This window comes from Rodentibacter caecimuris, assembly GCF_010587025.1.
GTDB lineage: Bacteria > Pseudomonadota > Gammaproteobacteria > Enterobacterales > Pasteurellaceae > Rodentibacter > Rodentibacter caecimuris.
Genome location: NZ_CP040863.1, coordinates 1748833 through 1765230, shown reverse-complemented (window position 1 = coordinate 1765230; position 16398 = coordinate 1748833). Strand labels below are relative to the sequence as shown.

The window sequence follows — 16398 nt, the reverse complement described above, 5'->3', positions numbered from 1 at the left end:
TGATAGGTGGTAAATATGGATAGTATTATTGCATTGTTTAAGGGAATGGGAATTATGCACCTAGAATGGGGGCAAGCCGTTATGATCGGTGTGAGTTTGCTCCTGCTCTGGTTGGCAATTTCTCGGAAATTTGAACCCTTGTTATTACTGCCTATCGGATTTGGCGGGTTATTATCCAATATCCCTGAAGCCGGCATTGCCATGACGGCATTGGATAATTTGCTCCACTTAGGCACGATACAGCAACTTGCGATTATTGCTGCAAAACTTAACACGGTGGCCGATCCGGCTGCTATTAAAGAGGTCTTGAATAGTGCCTCTCCTTCACAAATTGCCGAGCTGGAAAGCCTAGCCGGTGATATGGGCTATACCGCCGGTATTCTCGCCTTATTCTATAAAGTGGCTATCGGCTACGGGGTTGCGCCGTTAATCATTTTTATGGGCGTAGGCGCAATGACAGATTTCGGCCCTCTTCTTGCCAATCCAAGAACGTTGCTGTTAGGCGCGGCGGCTCAATTCGGTATTTTCACCACCGTATTAGGGGCATTGGCATTAAACTGGCTTGGTATCATTTCCTTTACCTTGCCACAAGCGGCGGCGATTGGAATTATTGGTGGCGCAGACGGCCCAACAGCAATTTACCTCACCAGTAAACTCGCTCCGGAACTACTGGGGCAATCGCTGTGGCGGCTTATTCTTATATGGCGCTCGTGCCTTTAATCCAACCACCGATAATGAAAGCCTTAACGAGCGAAGAAGAGCGGAAAATCCGTATGGTGCAGCTCCGTCCTGTCAGTCAACGTGAGAAAGTGTTGTTTCCAATCATACTATTGTTATTGGTTGCCTTGATCTTACCTGATGCCGCGCCCTTATTGGGTATGTTCTGTTTTGGTAACTTAATGCGTGTCAGCGGTGTTGTAGAACGGTTAAGCGATACCACCCAAAACGCCTTAATCAACATTACCACGATTGTGTTGGGATTATCGGTCGGGGCAAAATTGGTAGCGGATAAATTTTTACAACCGCAAACCCTCGGGATTTTATTACTCGGCGTAATTGCCTTTAGTGTCGGCACGGCAAGCGGCGTATTAATGGCGAAATTGATGAATAAGTTTAGCAAAAACAAAATCAATCCGCTTATTGGCTCTGCCGGGGTTTCAGCTGTTCCTATGGCGGCGAGGGTATCCAATAAAATAGGGTTAGAAGCGGATCATCAGAACTTCTTACTTATGCACGCCATGGGGCCAAATGTGGCAGGTGTGATTGGCTCGGCTATCGCAGCCGGTGTGATGTTGAAATATATTGCCGGAATGTGATGTTCTAACCTAAAAAAAGTGCGGTCATTAATTCTCTCGAAAATATGACCGCACTTTTATTCAAACCAACCGTTAAAAATTATTTTTTCTCACCAATTGGCAATACCGTTCTGCCGTAGGATTCATTTAACACTTCAGCCGCAGCCAAATAGAATGCGCAAAGTGCTGTGATTAAACCTAAGTATCCCCCTACGTTCACAATGGCATGGTTGCCGGTCGCATCACCGACTGCTAAAGCATAAAACGTGAGTGTGAGAAAAAAGAAAATCGCTTGTAATGCACGCGGTTTCGGGAAAGTGGCTAAGAACATCATTAACGTGAATGTTCCCCAACATCCTAAATACCACCCCACAAATTGTGCGGAAGTTTCACCTTTAAAGAAAGCGACAAATAACGCCCAAGACCACCAGAACGCACCATAGCTGATAAATGCGGTAAAGCCGAAAGTATTTCCTTTTTTAAATTCGAACATTCCGGCGATCATTTGTGCCGTTCCGCCAAAAGCAAACGCCATGCCGAATACTAAACCCAAATTCGTGCTATCAAATACGCCTGCGTTAATTAAACAAAGTAACCAAGTGGTTAATGCAAAACCACATAATCCTAACGGACCCGGATTTGCTAAACCGTCTTTTGTTGCCGACATAAAAATTTCCTCAAAATAATAGACTAGTAAGGCGCGCGATTATGGCTGAAATTGATGAATAAATAAATAGTGCAATGAAGAAATTTTTAATAATGAAGAAAAGATTAAGTTCGGGGGAAGATGAATGACAACGAGTGAATAGCAAACAAACCAGGTGATATTGCAGAAAAGCACGAGGTAAAATGAAAAGTGCGGTCGATTTTAAAAACAGGTTACAAATCGACCGCACTTTTTATGCCTTCTGCCCCACAAATTTTAATCTTATATGGTCGTAAATCCAGTTGAAAATCAACGCATAAACCATAATCAGAATTGTCAACCCGATATCCGCTATCAGCGCTTGCCATAAAGTCAGTTGCAAAAAGTAGGCGATCATCGGTATAGTTGCCACCAAAAGCCCCCCTTCAAACATAACGGTGTGGAAAATTCGTGTGCCAAGACCGCGAGTTTCACGGGGAGCAGTAAAGATCTTGTCAAAAATACTGTTAAAAATAAGATTCCAAACCATCGCAACCAATGATATTAATATACCGACACCCAGTGCCGTACTCCCTTTTTCCGGACTTACCAAAAGCATGGCGATAGTGGAAACAGCCACAGCGCCGATTTCAAATAATGCTGAATGCAAAAAGCGTTCTTTTAATGTCATCATAATAAATTCCTTATAAATAAAACCGGTTTATTCATCAAGATAAGTACATTAATGGAGAATTATTTATGATGGATAAAGTTAATATCCATCACTTTCCCAGATAGATAAATCATAGATGCTAAATGTAGATTTAGCCTGTGAACCCTATGGTAATGCCATCAATATGATCCGTTCGTTCATCGGCACATTTACACGGAACACTCAGAAATTGCCGATGATGTTGAACAAACTTGTCGAAATAAAATAAACAAAAACCGACCGCACTTTTACCTATTTATAGGTCTTTTTGTCGGTGAGGTAAAAATAACGCAAGTCCTAATCCGATTAATGCCGGCACTAACCAAGGTAAAGAAACGGTAGCAAACGGAAGATAATTCACCCATTCCGTAAGTGTTGAAATTTGAAATTGCTCTCCCAATACACCGGCTACGGAAACTAAGGTAACCAATGCAATAGTCAATTGCATACCAAGTTTTGATAGGGCAAACCATTTATTAACAATCACCAACATCACGATGGCAATAGTAATCGGGTAAAGAATCAATAACACCGGCAATGAGAAACGGATAATAGCATTCAATCCTAAATTCGCGACAGCCAATCCGAGTAGAGTAAAGATTGTGGCATATACCCGATAGGAAAAACGAGGAAAACGGTCGGCAAAAAACTCAGCAGTAGAGACAATTAATCCAGCAGTGGTGGTAAAACAAGTCATTGTCACCATCACAGCTAAAAACCATTGAGCAGACTCACCAAAAATCGCCTGTGTGGCTTGAGATAAAATATACACGCCTTTATTGACATTGCTATTCATCACTTCCAGCGGGACAGGGAAATGATTGCCGAAATACGCCAATCCGACATAAAGCACACTAAACCCTAACGCTACCACAATACCTACTAACCAGATGGTCGCCACATATTCTTTTCGAGAACTAAAACCAAGCTGTTTTAGGGTTTGCACCGCGACAACACTAAATGCAACAGAAGCAAGCGCATCTAACGTGTTATAACCTTCAATAAATCCCGTACCAAATGCGCTTTTGGCATAATCCCCAATTGCAGACTGAGGGGGATTCGCACCATATTTTGTAATCCCAAGTACAACCAGAATAACTATTAATAAGGCAAAAATAGGGGTGAGAATGCGCCCAATACTATCTAAAATTTTAGAGGGATTAAGGGATATAAAATAAGCCGCTGCAAAATACAATAGCGTGAAAACCACTAACCCGATTTCGCTCATTCCTTTGGAGAGCATTGGAGAAATGCCCACTTCATAGGCAACCGTGGCGGTTCGAGGAATTGCGAAAAAAGGCCCGATTGAGAGATATAAAATCACTAAGTAAAGGGTCGCAAACCAAGGGGAAATTTTCTGAGAAATTTCCTCTACATAGCCTTTCGGATTTAACATTCCAATAACCAAGGCAAGAATGGCAATACCGACACCGGATAGGACAAAACCTAAAACCGCCGCCCAAAACCACTCTCCCGATAGAGCACCTAAACTTGGTGGAAAAATTAAATTGCCGGCACCAAAAAACATACCGAATAACAAAAGCCCTGTTAAACCTGCTTTTTTAATCATAATTATCATTTTGTCTATACATAATGGGGGGCGAGTATAGCACGATAACAAGAGGCTGTAATTAGAGGTTATAGCAATTTGAGCTATAAAGCAAAACCAGCCTAAAAGAAATAAAGTGCGGTTAATTTTATGAGACTTTTCCAATTTGACGATTACACCAAAACTTCTATAATTTTCTTTATCTGGAGGAGCTATGTTTTTTATTTATATTTTAATTGCATTCATTGCGGGAATGGCACTGGCATCCCAATCCGCGATTAATACCCAACTTGCCAAAGCGGTGGGAAACGAACCCGTTATCGCTACATTAATTTCCTTTGCGGTCGGGACAATTCTGCTCTTTTTCATTGCCTTATTCAAAACAGATTTGTGGCTAGGTTTGAGCGCTCTTCCCCATCAACCTTGGTGGAAATTCTTGGGTGGCGCACTAGGTGCATTAGCGGTGTTTACCACGATATTGCTAGCTCCTAAACTCGGTATTACCGCAATGTTATTTTTTATCATTATTGGACAATTACTTTCAGCCACCATTATTGATAATTTTGGTTTAATCGGTATGCCGGTACGGGAAATTAATATCACGAAATTAATTGGCTTGCTGATCGTTGGGTTCGGACTGATTTTTTACTTTTTTGGCGATAAGTTGCTTGCCTTAATAAAAGGCTAAGTACGGTCAAATTTAAATAGTATTTAAATCATTAAACACTCACAAAGATAATTATTTTTGCCCTTTGCTATCGTTTTAATAAATATTGAAAAAACCGATTGCATTCATTAATATCAAAGTCTTCTTTAGTCTCATCATCTATAAGGGGAAAAATATGACAAAGAAACTCTTACCGATTCTCTTCGCGTTAGCTTGTTCAAAAATGGCTTTTGCCGACAATGCGCTCGTTTTACAAACGGATTTCAGTTTGAAAGACGGTGCAGTCTCAGCAATGAAAGGTGTCGCCTTTTCAGTGGATGAAAAGCTAAAAATGTTTGATTTAACCCACGAAATTCCACCTTATAATATTTGGGAGGCGGCTTATCGTTTATATCAAACCGCCCCTTATTGGAAAGCGGGAACGGTTTTTGTGAATGTCGTTGATCCCGGTGTCGGTACGGATCGTAAATCAGTTGTCCTGAAAACCAAGACAGGGCATTATTTCGTGACACCCGATAACGGCTCGTTAACCTTAGTTGCGGAGCATTTAGGCATTGAATCCGTAAGAGAAATTGACGAAAAGAAAAATCGTCTTGCCGGCTCAGAAAAATCTTATACTTTCCACGGACGTGATGTCTATGCTTATACGGGGGCAAGATTGGCTTCCGGTACAATTTCATTTGAAGACGTAGGGGATGAGTTAGAGAAAAAAGTGTTGGATATTCCCTATCAAAAAGCAGTATTAGAGCAGGGGCATTTAAAGGGCAATATTCCTATTTTAGATATTCAGTACGGCAACATTTGGACAAATATTAGTGATGCACTATTAGAGCAATCCGGTATTAATAAAGGCGATCTGGCTTGCGTTGAAATAAAAGAAGGTAATCAGGTTAAATATACGGGAAAAATGCCTTATGTCAGTAGCTTTGGGGATGTGGACGAGGGAAAACCGTTGCTTTATTTAAACAGTTTACTGAATGTGTCATTTGCCTTGAATATGGATAGTTTTTCTAAAACCCATGGTGTTTATTCCGGCGCAGACTGGAATATCGATTTACACAAATGCCAATAATGATTCGATAATTTGTAAGTCGTCTTGACGCTTTTCAGTATATTGTTAAAAAAGATAGAAAAGCCAAACTCCGCAAAGAGTTTGGCTTTTTAGTTAACGTTCCAAATTAAAATAATCAGCTAAATTTACATTCCTACCTTAGGCAAAGTATTTTTCTAAATCTTCGCTACCACCAATGTAGTTACCACCGATAAATACTTGTGGAACACTGGTTTTACCGGTGATTGCACGAACAGAAATTGTGCTTGCATCACGGCCTAATACGATTTCTTCAAAAGTATAATCTTTTGCTTTTAATAACGTTTTTGCTTTCGCACAGAACGGACAGCCCGGTTTGGTGATAACAGAAACCGATGGTTTGGCTGTCCACCCCGGTACTAAATATTTCATCATCGTATCCGCATCAGATACTTTGAACGGATCACCCGGCTCTTCCGGCTCAATAAACATCTTTTCTACAACGCCGTTTCTCACTAGCATAGAATAACGCCAAGAACGTTTACCAAAGCCCAAATTTTCTTTATTCACCAGCATACCCATGCCTTCGGTAAACTCACCGTTACCATCCGGAATTACGGTAATATTTTCAGATTCTTGATCGGCTTTCCAAGCATTCATTACAAAAGTATCATTAACCGAGATACAGATAATCTTATCTACACCGACAGCCTTAAATTCACAGGCTAATTCATTATAGCGTGGTAAATGTGTTGATGAGCAGGTTGGAGTAAATGCACCCGGGAGTGAAAATACGACGACAGTTTTATTGTCGAATAATTCGCTTGTTGTGACATCAACCCAAGCATCGCCTTGGCGGGTATGAAATGTAACACTCGGTACTTTTTTACCTGTCATATCAATTAAAGCCATATTTTTCTCCTTATTTTTGACACGAATCTTATTTGAGCATGGATTATAGTCAAAGTTGTGATATAGTTACAATCAATTGATTCTATTCTTTTGATTGACTTTTTCTATAAGGAAATTCCCAATGAATATTCGTGATTTAGAATACTTAGTCGCATTATCCGAACACAAACATTTTCGTCGTGCGGCAGATTCTTGTAATGTGAGCCAGCCGACATTAAGCGGACAAATCCGCAAACTTGAAGATGAACTCGGCATTGTCTTATTAGAACGTACCAGCCGTAAAGTTCTTTTTACCCAATCGGGTATGCTTCTTGTCGAGCAAGCCCGCACCGTTTTACGTGAAGTCAAACTACTACAAGAAATGGCAAGCAACCAAGGAAAAGAAATGACAGGGCCGTTGCATATCGGATTAATCCCGACCGTCGGTCCTTATCTGCTTCCTTATATTGTACCGACCTTAAAAGAATCCTTCCCTGATTTAGAAATATTTCTGTATGAAGCACAAACGCACCAATTATTGGAACAACTTGAAACCGGACGGTTGGATTGCGCAATTTTAGCGCGCGTCCAAAAAACCGAGGCATTTATTGAAGTTCCTATTTTTGAAGAGAAAATGTTACTTGCCGTTTCAGAAGATCACCCTTTGGCGAAAGAAGAAAAACTTTCAATGAAGCAGCTTACCGGCCAAGAAATGCTTATGTTGGATGACGGCCATTGTTTGCGTCACCAAACATTAGATTATTGCTTCACCGCAGGAGCAAAAGAAGATTCACATTTTAAAGCAACAAGTCTCGAAACGCTACGCAATATGGTTGCGGCTAACGCAGGCATTACATTTATGCCTGAACTTGCCGTACGAAATGAAGGTTCGCGTAAAGGCGTGAAATATATTCCATGTCATTCTCCCGAACCAATGCGCAGTATCGCATTAGTCTATCGACCGGGTTCACCATTGCGCAATCGTTATGAGCGTGTCGCAAGTGCGATCAGTTCTAAGGTTAAATCTATTCTTGCCGGAGCAAAATAATGGCGGGCATTCGCGCAATTCAAAAAGAAAAAACGCGCCGCGCATTGGTAGATGCCGCATTTAACCAGCTTAGCGCGGAAAAAAGTTTTTCTAATTTGAGTTTGAGGGAAGTGGCACGTGAAGCTGGTATTGCGCCGACATCCTTTTACCGTCATTTTAGCGATATGGATGAGCTCGGTTTAGAAATGGTCGATGAGGCAGGCTTGATTTTACGTCAGCTAATGCGTCAAGCCCGCAAACGTATTGATGCAGGAGGTAGCGTAATTTCCGTTTCTGTTGATACTTTTTTTGAATTTATCACCAACAGCCCAAACGTATTTCGCTTATTACTACGGGAAAGCTCAGGCACTTCCCAAGCATTCCGTACTGCAGCCGCCCGTGAAATTAAACATTTTGTGGACGAACTTACGGAATATATTGCTCATCGGAATCAATATCCTCAATATATCGCTTACGTTCAGGCGGAAGGTATCGTAACGATTGTATTCACTGCCGGAGCAAATGCCTTAGATATGAGTAAACAAGAACGCGAACAGCTAAAACAACGTGTTATTCTACAATTACGCATGATGGCAAAAGGTGCTGATTTCGCCGCTCAAAAAGAGAAATATGCACACAACAAAGAGAAAAAGTGACAAAAAACCGACCGCACTTTTTCCCCTATTGAAGGAATAAACTTTACAAAAAAAGCGTTGCGAGTATCGCCAACGCTTTTTTTGTACAGATTAGACTATTTGCCGTCCCATGCCTGAATCGCATCTAAACGGGCTTTAATTTTACTTTGGGTATCCCCTTTGAAGTAGTCTTTTTTCAGACCACCTTCCCAGCCACCATAGTTTGCATTCGGCAACACAATATAGTTTTTACCAAATTTTGCTTTATTTTTTGCCACAAAATCTCGACGTTCGGCATTGAGTTTACCGTGCACCGAGTTACCAAAGTCATCCAAATTATCGCCTACATAAAGCACGATTTCATAACCTTGTTTTTCAATTTCGGCAAAACGTTCTGCTTTGGATGATTTATCTTTTCTTAAATAAAATGCGGATTCCTCTACGCCAGTAAAGCCCAAACGTTTCATATCATCAATAGTGCCGGCTTTTTCCGTACTGTCTTTACGGTTTGTGACATAGAATACTTTACCTTTATGGGAGTTTACGTAGTTATTAAATTCTACCGCTCCCGGTACTGCACGGGACTGACGAGCTTCAACCCAACGAGTCCAATCTTTGCCATCGAAAGACTTATTATTTTGCACTTGCCAACCGGCATAAGGGCTGTTGTCTAACATCGTTTCATCTAAATCAACGACAACCGCTTTTTTCTTACCTTTTGTCACTTTTGCCTGATCAAATGCCACTTTCGCCGCATTATAGGCTTGGTAGGCTAACGCCTGATACTCACCGGAATCTTGCATCCAGTTCAATCCCAACACAGCTTGTTGCTGTAATTGAGCACGTACGTGTTCTTGTGAATCCATTTTGTGTGCACAACCGGCCAATACAAAAGCGGAAATCGTAGCAAATGCAGTTAGTTTCAATGTTTTTTTCATCTTATTCTCCTCAAAAAGACAAAATAAAGTGAAAAAAAGTATAGCAAGTTTTATGCAAAATTTGCCGAAATTTCACTTCATAGACAATGAATTATCATAAATTTGTGATTAAGATCACATACAAGATGAAAATAATCCAAAAACGCAGGAAAAATAGACCGCACTTTCCCATCGCCTTTATTGTCGTTTCAGGATAAACTATGGGCATTTTTCACCATCTTTCAGACAACGTTTATGCGGATATTTATTGCGATTCTTATAGGCATTCTTGCCATCTTTCAATACAACTTATGGTTTGGCAAAAATGGCTACTTTGATTACAAAAAAGTGTCAACACAGATTACTGAAAACAAAGCTGAAAATGAAAAGTTAGTGCAGCGAAATCAAATGATCTCGGCAGAAATTCAGGGGCTGACAAAAGGGTTTGAATCCATAGAAGAGCGCGCCAGAATGCAGCACGATATGGTGAAAGAAAACGAAACTTTCTATCACATTGTGAAAGAGCATAAATAATGTCACGAAAAATTATTGCTATTATCCCGGCTGCCGGTATCGGTTCTCGTATGAAAGCGGGAATACCTAAACAATATTTAACCATTTTAGGGAAAACGATTTTAGAGCACACACTGAGTATTATGCTCAATCATCACGCAATTTCTCGAATTATTGTCGCTCTCGGCAAAGATGACCCCTACTCCCCCACGCTCTCTATTCTTTCCCATGAAAAAATCCAACTTGTGGAAGGCGGAAATTCCCGAGCGGAATCGGTTTTAAACGCACTGAATGCTATTTTTGAAGAAAATGCCTGGGCGTTGGTACACGATGCAGCGAGACCCTGTTTAACGGAAACAGACCTAAATAAACTGTTAGAAATTAATGACGATCACGGCGCACTTCTTGCCACTCCCGTAACCGATACGATCAAGAGAAGCGATGCAAGCGGCACTATAATGACAACAGAAGATCGTTCACAGCTTTGGCAAGCTCAAACACCACAATTCTTCCGTGCAGATTTACTGAAAAAGGCAATCTATAACGGATTGGTACAACAACAGGTTATTACGGATGAATCCTCTGCGATGGAACTTGCCGGATTTCGACCGCACTTGGTGGCAGGAAGACGCGATAATATTAAAGTAACAAGACCTGAAGATTTGGCTCTTGCGGAATTTTATCTAACAAGGAAAACACGATGATAAGAATTGGACACGGCTTTGATGTACACGCCTTTGGCGAAAATAGACCACTCATTATCGGTGGTGTTAGCATTCCCTACCATACCGGTTTTATCGCCCATTCCGACGGCGATGTCGCCTTGCACGCATTGACCGACGCGCTGTTAGGTGCAGCGACATTGGGGGATATCGGCAAACTGTTCCCCGATACCTATATGCAATATAAAAATGCTGACAGCCGCGAGCTACTTCGAGAAGCCTTTCGCCAAGTGAAAGAAAAAGGTTATAAAGTGGCTAATGTAGATATTACTATCATTGCTCAAGCACCGAAAATGCGTCCTCACATTGATGATATGCGAGCGGTGATTGCCGATGACTTGAGCTGCGATATTGAGCAAGTCAATGTGAAAGCGACAACGACAGAAAAGCTCGGTTTCACAGGAAGAAACGAAGGTATCGCCTGTGAAGCTGTCGTGTTACTTCTGAAATCAATCTAACTGGATAAAGTTAAGGCGCAATTGATAAATATTGCGCCTTTTTACTGGGTTAATTTTTAAAACTTGTATTTTGAAAGGATAACCATTCGCCGATTGTAGTTTATCAGTTCGAATAGAGCTCTGAAATTTAATTAGACATTGTCTTATTGCATTAGTAATTTTTTGATATTTCTTTATCAACAACCACAGGATCAACATAATAGACTTCGGGAATATCTTGCTTATTAAGTTGCTTTAATGCACTTTCAATCGCTACAGCAACTTGTTTTTTCGGTAGCTGATCAATGGTATTTTGCATTTTCCCTTGTTTGACATATTCAATAGCAAGGGGGATGCCATCGTATCCGGTTACTAATACTTTTCCCACTAGACCGGCATTTTCCACGGCGGTAACTGCACCGATCGCCATATTATCATTTGCGGCAAAAATACCATTAATATCTGGACGAGCAGTTAAAATATTACTTGTTACATTTAGCGCTTGCTCAGTCTCCCAATTCGCTGATTGGGACGCCACAATTTCAATTTCGGGGGATTCCTTAAATGCTTTCAATGCTCCTGCTTTACGTTGCTCTCCGTTATCCACACCTGGGATTCCTTCCAACATTGCTATTTTACCTTTACCGCCAATTGCCTGTACTAAATTTTTAGCCGCTAAATATCCTCCTAAAAAATTATCCACACCAACGTAATTAAATTTTAGATTTGCTTTTTTGGCAGCTTCTGCGTCTAGGCGAACATCTAAATCAATGATAGGAATGCCCGCTTTTTCCGCTTTTTGGAAAGCGGGAATAAATGCTATAGAGTCATTAGGCGTGACAATAATTGCATCTACTTTTTTTGCAATCATATTTTCAACAAGACCAACTAGCTGCTCTGTTGAATCTTCTTTCTCTGCTACTTGAATGGTTAAGTCAACATTCATTTTCTTTGCTGTTTCTTCAGCGCCTTGTTGCATTGAAATAAAGTATTCATTACTTAGTGTTTTCATTAATAATGCAATTTGTGGTTTATCTGCTGAATAGCTGTTATTAGATAAAGCAAAGATCAGCAAACTGGCAGAAATTATATTGCGTAAGAACATTTTTTTCATAATTTATTCCCCCTATGTGTGGTTAAAATAGTTCTACTTACTAGAATAACATCTTTACTAGTGTGATTAGTCTAACATTTTTTATAATAAAAACTGTGACATATATCTCATTTATATTAAATAAGTTGATAAAATATATTTATGTTTCTATATTTTTTCCCTTTTGAGAGAAAGATCACATTTTTAATCTACAAAATCTTTTAAGCTATATTTAGTTTTTAGAGAGGATGGTAGGGGGATAGTAATGACGATAAATTCAAAAGTAATTTTAGAACTCCATAATGTAAGAAAAAGTTTTTTTGGTGTTGATATTTTAAAAAATATTAATCTTACAATTAATGAAGGTGAAGTTCATTGCTTAGTTGGTGAAAATGGTGCAGGTAAATCTACGTTATGTAAAATAATTGCTGGTATCTATTCCAGAGATAGTGGTGAGATCACTTATAAAAATACTTATTATCTTCCTAAGACAGTTAAGGAAGCACAAACACTAGGAATTGGATTTATTCACCAAGAGTTGATGTTAGTTCCTCAATTGAGTGTGTTGGAAAATATTTTCTTAGGTTCTGAAAAAAAGCGTGCCGGTGTACTGATGGACTGGCATAAGATGCGAGAAAAAACACAAAAAATTATTAATGAGTTAGAACTAGATATTCACCCTGATGATTTAATTTCAAATCTATCCGTTGCACAACAGCAAATGGTTGAGATTGCCAAAGCAATTTTTGGTCAATATAAAGTGATCATTTTTGATGAGCCGACCGCTTCAATATCAAGAAAAAATACCCAAACACTGTTTAAAATCATTCGGCAATTAAAAGAGAAGAATGTTGCGATGATTTATATTTCTCATAGATTAGAAGAATTTGAATATATTGCAGATAAAGTTACCGTGCTTAGAGATGGAGAAATTACCGGCACAATTCCGTATAAAGAAACATCTCCTGAAGAAATCGTTAAATTAATGGTTGGAAGAGATATTGATTTTAGCAAATATCAAATAGAAAGCTTTTTTAATGAAGAAAAGTTGAGAGTTGAAAAAATTAGTAACAAAAAACTTAAACAGGTCTCATTTCACCTTTATAAAGGTGAAATTCTTGGTTTTGCCGGCTTGGTTGGTGCAGGAAGAACTGAATTACTACGAGCAATCTATGGAGCGGATGAATCAATAGGTAATATTTTTATTGATAATAAGAAAGTGAATATTTTATCTCCAGAAGATGCTGTTAAAAATAAAATTGGATTTATTACAGAAGATCGTAAATCACAAGGATTAATTTTAGGATTAAGCATTCGAGAAAATATTACATTGCCTATTTTAAAACGTTTTTGGAAAAACTTTTATTTAGATAAAAAAAGTGAAAAACAACTTGTTGAAAAAAATAGAGAACAATTAAAGATTGTATCAAGAGATCAAGAGCAAGAGACAAAAACTCTATCTGGAGGAAATCAGCAGAAAGTCATTATCGCAAGATGGTTAGAAAGTGGTGTAAATATTCTATTTTTTGATGAACCTACAAGGGGGATTGATATTGGTGCGAAATCTGAAATTTATGATCTTATGCGAGAGTTTGTTGAACAAGGCGGCAGCATTATTATGGTGTCATCAGACTTACCTGAATTAATTACAATGTCAGATCGAGTCATCGTTATGCGTAATGGTAAAAAAATAGAGGAAATTACTAAACAAGATGAGATTAATGAAGAAAACCTTATGCGTTTAATGATTGGTGTTTAATAAAATTTGGAGGAATTATGAATAAATTTAAAAAAATATTTTCTAAATTAGGTATTGGAATTATTTTATTTATTATGATTATTGGGATGTCCTTAGCTCATGAGGTATTTTTATCATCTAATAATATACTAAATATACTATTACAGGTTTCTGTAATTTGTATTATTTCAGTTGGCATGACTTATGTCATATTAACAGGCGGAATTGACTTATCTGTCGGATCGATTGTTGCGTTAAGTGCGGTCTGTTTAGGATTGTTTATTCACACTGGATTAAGGTACTTGGGAGATAATCCCTCTGATTTTTCTGTCACAATACTGGTGTTATGTTCCATTATAGGAGCAATCCTTGTTGGGGCAATTTGTGGTTATATTAATGGCTTTCTCATCGTTTATTGCAAAGTTACTCCCTTTATCACAACGCTAGGCATGATGGGGATTGCACGAGGGTTGGCATTAACACTATCTGACGGTAAAACTATCTATAATTTTCCAGATGCGTTACGGTTTTTTGGCAATGGTAAACTAGAGCTCACAGAACAAATCCATATTCCCATTCCTGTTATTATCGCCATTATTGTTGTATTGGTGAGCTATTATGTATTAAGCCAAACTATTTTCGGTCGCCAGATTTATGCATTAGGGGGAAACCGTGAGGCGGTTCGCTTATCCGGTATCAACGTAAACCGATTAGAAATAAAGGCTTATGTGATCAATGGTGCATTTGCTGCAATCGGTGCAGTTATTTTAGTGGGACGATTAAATGCAGCACAACCTATTGCTGGTACTGGCTATGAATTAGATGCGATTGCCGCGACAGTCATCGGTGGAACAAGTCTTATTGGTGGAATTGGTTCTGTTATCAGTACATCTATAGGTGCACTAATTATGGGTGTATTGCAAAATGGATTAACGTTACTAAATGTTACCTCTTATTTACAGCGGTTGATCATTGGGTTGGTTATTGTCCTCGCAGTGTTTTTAGATCAAGTACGCCGAGGAGAAGTCTCAATGAGCAACTTTAAAGCTATTTTCTTTAGAAGAGATTAATCAATTAGGGGAACATAATGGATTATTATTTAGGTATTGATTGTGGTGGAACCTTTATTAAAGCCATATTAGTGGATAGTGCTGGAAATATTCTTTCGTCATCAAGACAAAACTCTCCAATCTTAAGTGAAAAGGAGGGGTATGCTGAAAGGGATATGACTAAATTATGGCTAGATTGTGTCAAAGTCATAAAGACGGTTATAGCCAAAGCTAATATCAGCCCAAAACAAGTTAAATCTATTGGAATATCTGCTCAGGGTAAAGGTGTATTTCTACTAGATAAGGAAAAGAAGCCTTTAGGAAACGCAATTATTTCCTCGGATCAAAGAGCTCGTGATATTGTCAAAAATTGGGAAAAACAGCATATTCATCATTGGCTCTATCAGAAGACTTACCAGCCACTCTGGGCAGGCCATCCGGTCTCAATTCTACGTTGGTTGAAAGAAAATAATCCCGATCTTTATAAAAATATTGGTACAGTCTTGATGTCCCATGACTATCTTCGATTTTGTTTAACTGGCAAATTACATTGTGAAGAAACTAATATTTCAGAATCTAATTTATATAATATGACAGCAAAAGCCTATGATACTGAAATCATGGAAAAATTAGATATTGCTGAAATATATGACAAACTTCCCCCTATAGCAAAATCAAATCAAGTGGTGGGTTATGTCACACCAGAATCTGCCGAATTATCAGGTTTGGAAATAGGTACTCCTGTAGTTGGTGGTTTATTTGATGTAGTCGCGGCCACATTATGTGCTAACCTCACCAATGAGAACGAACTTTGTGCTATTTTGGGTACTTGGCATATTGTGAGTGGAATAACACAGAATTTTGCCAATGAACAACAAAGATTAGTTCATGGTTGCTATCCTGAAACAGGTAAATTGATTATTCATGATGATAGTCCTACTTCTATTGCGAATTTAGAATGGTTCATTGAACAGTGTGCACCCTTAACTTATGAAGAAATCAATATTCTTGTAGATAGTATAAAACCTCAGTTAAATTCAGTTCTATTTATTCCATTTTTATATGGAACGAATACAGAAAATGTGAAATCTGGGTTCTATGGAATCCAGTCCTACCATACAAAATCTCATTTATTACGCGCAATTTATGAAGGCGTTATTTTTAGCTTAATGACTCATATAGAAAATATGAAGAAAAAATTTCCTAATACAGAAAAATTACATGTCATGGGAGGGATAACAAAATCACAAGTATGGCTACAAATGCTAGCTGATATAACAGGTATAACATTGGAAATTTCCGAAGTAGACGAGCCAGGTTGTTTAGGAGCAGCATTAGTGGCTATGCAAGGCGTTGGTTTAGAAACTAAAGATATTATAAATAAATTAACGAATGTTAAATTAATAGAATCAAATATAGAAAACTATTTTATATACCAGCAAAAATATAAAAGTTATATTAATTTAATCAATGTACTTAAAACTTTATAAATAATAAC

The 16398-nt window shown here is 38.6% G+C and carries 16 protein-coding genes and 1 pseudogene; 11 read left to right on the top strand and 6 right to left on the bottom strand.

Annotated elements, in window-relative coordinates; genetic code table 11:
* The first annotated feature begins 15 nt into the window (after window positions 1-15).
* Window positions 16-1316, top strand: a pseudogene (locus FEE42_RS08675) (sodium ion-translocating decarboxylase subunit beta).
* Between the two features lie 79 nt (window positions 1317-1395).
* Here FEE42_RS08675 and FEE42_RS08670 read toward each other — a convergent pair.
* The 3 genes from FEE42_RS08670 to brnQ all read right to left on the bottom strand — a co-directional run bounded on the left by FEE42_RS08670 (window position 1396) and on the right by brnQ (window position 4202).
* A complete protein-coding gene (locus FEE42_RS08670) occupies window positions 1396-1962 on the bottom strand; it encodes an acetate uptake transporter (protein WP_059368571.1) in 567 nt (188 codons plus the stop codon).
* Between the two features lie 232 nt (window positions 1963-2194).
* Window positions 2195-2614: a PACE efflux transporter gene (locus FEE42_RS08665; protein WP_077663976.1), complete on the bottom strand. Its 420-nt coding sequence runs from the start codon at window positions 2612-2614 to the stop codon at window positions 2195-2197.
* A 274-nt stretch (window positions 2615-2888) separates the two neighbouring features.
* Entirely contained in the window at window positions 2889-4202 is a 1314-nt protein-coding gene (brnQ, locus tag FEE42_RS08660; protein ID WP_135969570.1) for a branched-chain amino acid transport system II carrier protein, read from the bottom strand.
* A gap of 193 nt (window positions 4203-4395) precedes the next feature.
* Between brnQ and FEE42_RS08655 the strand changes: the two genes are divergently transcribed.
* Window positions 4396-4869: a DMT family transporter gene (locus FEE42_RS08655; RefSeq protein WP_059368573.1), complete on the top strand. Its 474-nt coding sequence runs from the start codon at window positions 4396-4398 to the stop codon at window positions 4867-4869.
* Between the two features lie 154 nt (window positions 4870-5023).
* Window positions 5024-5920, top strand: coding sequence for an SAM hydrolase/SAM-dependent halogenase family protein (locus FEE42_RS08650; RefSeq protein ID WP_059368574.1), 897 nt, complete (start codon window positions 5024-5026; stop codon window positions 5918-5920).
* A 138-nt stretch (window positions 5921-6058) separates the two neighbouring features.
* Here FEE42_RS08650 and FEE42_RS08645 read toward each other — a convergent pair whose 3' ends face one another.
* Window positions 6059-6790 carry a glutathione peroxidase gene (locus FEE42_RS08645; RefSeq protein WP_164028232.1) on the bottom strand — a complete coding sequence of 244 codons (732 nt, stop codon included), beginning with the start codon at window positions 6788-6790 and terminating at the stop codon, window positions 6059-6061.
* Between the two features lie 121 nt (window positions 6791-6911).
* Between FEE42_RS08645 and oxyR the strand changes: the two genes are divergently transcribed.
* Both oxyR and fabR read left to right on the top strand, forming a co-directional pair.
* The gene (gene oxyR, locus FEE42_RS08640) at window positions 6912-7817 is read left to right on the top strand and encodes a DNA-binding transcriptional regulator OxyR (RefSeq protein WP_059368576.1); all 906 of its coding nucleotides are present in this window, start codon (window positions 6912-6914) and stop codon (window positions 7815-7817) included.
* Window positions 7817-8452 carry an HTH-type transcriptional repressor FabR gene (gene fabR / locus FEE42_RS08635; RefSeq protein WP_059368577.1) on the top strand — a complete coding sequence of 212 codons (636 nt, stop codon included), beginning with the start codon at window positions 7817-7819 and terminating at the stop codon, window positions 8450-8452. Before oxyR ends, fabR begins: the two co-directional genes overlap by 1 nt.
* Before the next feature lie 95 nt (window positions 8453-8547).
* Here the strand turns inward: fabR and FEE42_RS08630 are convergent, their stop codons facing one another.
* A complete protein-coding gene (locus tag FEE42_RS08630) occupies window positions 8548-9369 on the bottom strand; it encodes a 5'-nucleotidase, lipoprotein e(P4) family (protein ID WP_059368578.1) in 822 nt (273 codons plus the stop codon).
* A 234-nt stretch (window positions 9370-9603) separates the two neighbouring features.
* On the opposite strand from FEE42_RS08630, the gene ftsB reads away from it, so the two are divergent.
* The 3 genes from ftsB to ispF are packed head-to-tail and all read left to right on the top strand — an operon-like array spanning window position 9604 to window position 11041.
* The gene (ftsB, locus tag FEE42_RS08625; protein ID WP_059368884.1) at window positions 9604-9882 is read left to right on the top strand and encodes a cell division protein FtsB; all 279 of its coding nucleotides are present in this window, start codon (window positions 9604-9606) and stop codon (window positions 9880-9882) included.
* Window positions 9882-10565, top strand: a complete 684-nt coding sequence (ispD, locus tag FEE42_RS08620; RefSeq protein ID WP_059368579.1) for a 2-C-methyl-D-erythritol 4-phosphate cytidylyltransferase — start codon at window positions 9882-9884, stop codon at window positions 10563-10565. Before ftsB ends, ispD begins: the two co-directional genes overlap by 1 nt.
* On the top strand, window positions 10562-11041 hold the full coding sequence (gene ispF / locus FEE42_RS08615; protein WP_164028231.1) for a 2-C-methyl-D-erythritol 2,4-cyclodiphosphate synthase: 480 nt from the start codon (window positions 10562-10564) through the stop codon (window positions 11039-11041). Before ispD ends, ispF begins: the two co-directional genes overlap by 4 nt.
* A 151-nt stretch (window positions 11042-11192) precedes the next feature.
* On the opposite strand, the gene FEE42_RS08610 is transcribed toward ispF, so the two are convergent.
* A complete protein-coding gene (locus tag FEE42_RS08610) occupies window positions 11193-12134 on the bottom strand; it encodes a substrate-binding domain-containing protein (RefSeq protein ID WP_059368581.1) in 942 nt (313 codons plus the stop codon).
* Between the two features lie 244 nt (window positions 12135-12378).
* On the opposite strand from FEE42_RS08610, the gene FEE42_RS08605 reads away from it, so the two are divergent.
* Genes FEE42_RS08605 through FEE42_RS08595 form a run of 3 tightly spaced genes read left to right on the top strand, consistent with a single transcriptional unit; the run spans window position 12379 to window position 16390 of the window.
* Window positions 12379-13872, top strand: a complete 1494-nt coding sequence (locus tag FEE42_RS08605; RefSeq protein WP_164028230.1) for a sugar ABC transporter ATP-binding protein — start codon at window positions 12379-12381, stop codon at window positions 13870-13872.
* 17 nt (window positions 13873-13889) lie between these two features.
* Window positions 13890-14921 (top strand): ABC transporter permease, encoded by a 1032-nt coding sequence (locus FEE42_RS08600; protein ID WP_164028229.1) that lies wholly within the window; start codon window positions 13890-13892, stop codon window positions 14919-14921.
* A 17-nt stretch (window positions 14922-14938) separates the two neighbouring features.
* Window positions 14939-16390 carry an FGGY-family carbohydrate kinase gene (locus FEE42_RS08595; protein ID WP_059368584.1) on the top strand — a complete coding sequence of 484 codons (1452 nt, stop codon included), beginning with the start codon at window positions 14939-14941 and terminating at the stop codon, window positions 16388-16390.
* The last annotated feature ends 8 nt before the right edge of the window (window positions 16391-16398 follow it).

Coding starts and splice junctions, on each gene's coding strand:
- FEE42_RS08670 (WP_059368571.1), bottom strand. CDS start 1,962: ATGTCGGCAACAAAAGACGGTTTAGCAAATCCGGGTCCGTTAGGATTA.
- FEE42_RS08665 (WP_077663976.1), bottom strand. CDS start 2,614: ATGATGACATTAAAAGAACGCTTTTTGCATTCAGCATTATTTGAAATC.
- brnQ (WP_135969570.1), bottom strand. CDS start 4,202: ATGATTAAAAAAGCAGGTTTAACAGGGCTTTTGTTATTCGGTATGTTT.
- FEE42_RS08655 (WP_059368573.1), top strand. CDS start 4,396: ATGTTTTTTATTTATATTTTAATTGCATTCATTGCGGGAATGGCACTG.
- FEE42_RS08650 (WP_059368574.1), top strand. CDS start 5,024: ATGACAAAGAAACTCTTACCGATTCTCTTCGCGTTAGCTTGTTCAAAA.
- FEE42_RS08645 (WP_164028232.1), bottom strand. CDS start 6,790: ATGGCTTTAATTGATATGACAGGTAAAAAAGTACCGAGTGTTACATTT.
- oxyR (WP_059368576.1), top strand. CDS start 6,912: ATGAATATTCGTGATTTAGAATACTTAGTCGCATTATCCGAACACAAA.
- fabR (WP_059368577.1), top strand. CDS start 7,817: ATGGCGGGCATTCGCGCAATTCAAAAAGAAAAAACGCGCCGCGCATTG.
- FEE42_RS08630 (WP_059368578.1), bottom strand. CDS start 9,369: ATGAAAAAAACATTGAAACTAACTGCATTTGCTACGATTTCCGCTTTT.
- ftsB (WP_059368884.1), top strand. CDS start 9,604: ATGCGGATATTTATTGCGATTCTTATAGGCATTCTTGCCATCTTTCAA.
- ispD (WP_059368579.1), top strand. CDS start 9,882: ATGTCACGAAAAATTATTGCTATTATCCCGGCTGCCGGTATCGGTTCT.
- ispF (WP_164028231.1), top strand. CDS start 10,562: ATGATAAGAATTGGACACGGCTTTGATGTACACGCCTTTGGCGAAAAT.
- FEE42_RS08610 (WP_059368581.1), bottom strand. CDS start 12,134: ATGAAAAAAATGTTCTTACGCAATATAATTTCTGCCAGTTTGCTGATC.
- FEE42_RS08605 (WP_164028230.1), top strand. CDS start 12,379: ATGACGATAAATTCAAAAGTAATTTTAGAACTCCATAATGTAAGAAAA.
- FEE42_RS08600 (WP_164028229.1), top strand. CDS start 13,890: ATGAATAAATTTAAAAAAATATTTTCTAAATTAGGTATTGGAATTATT.
- FEE42_RS08595 (WP_059368584.1), top strand. CDS start 14,939: ATGGATTATTATTTAGGTATTGATTGTGGTGGAACCTTTATTAAAGCC.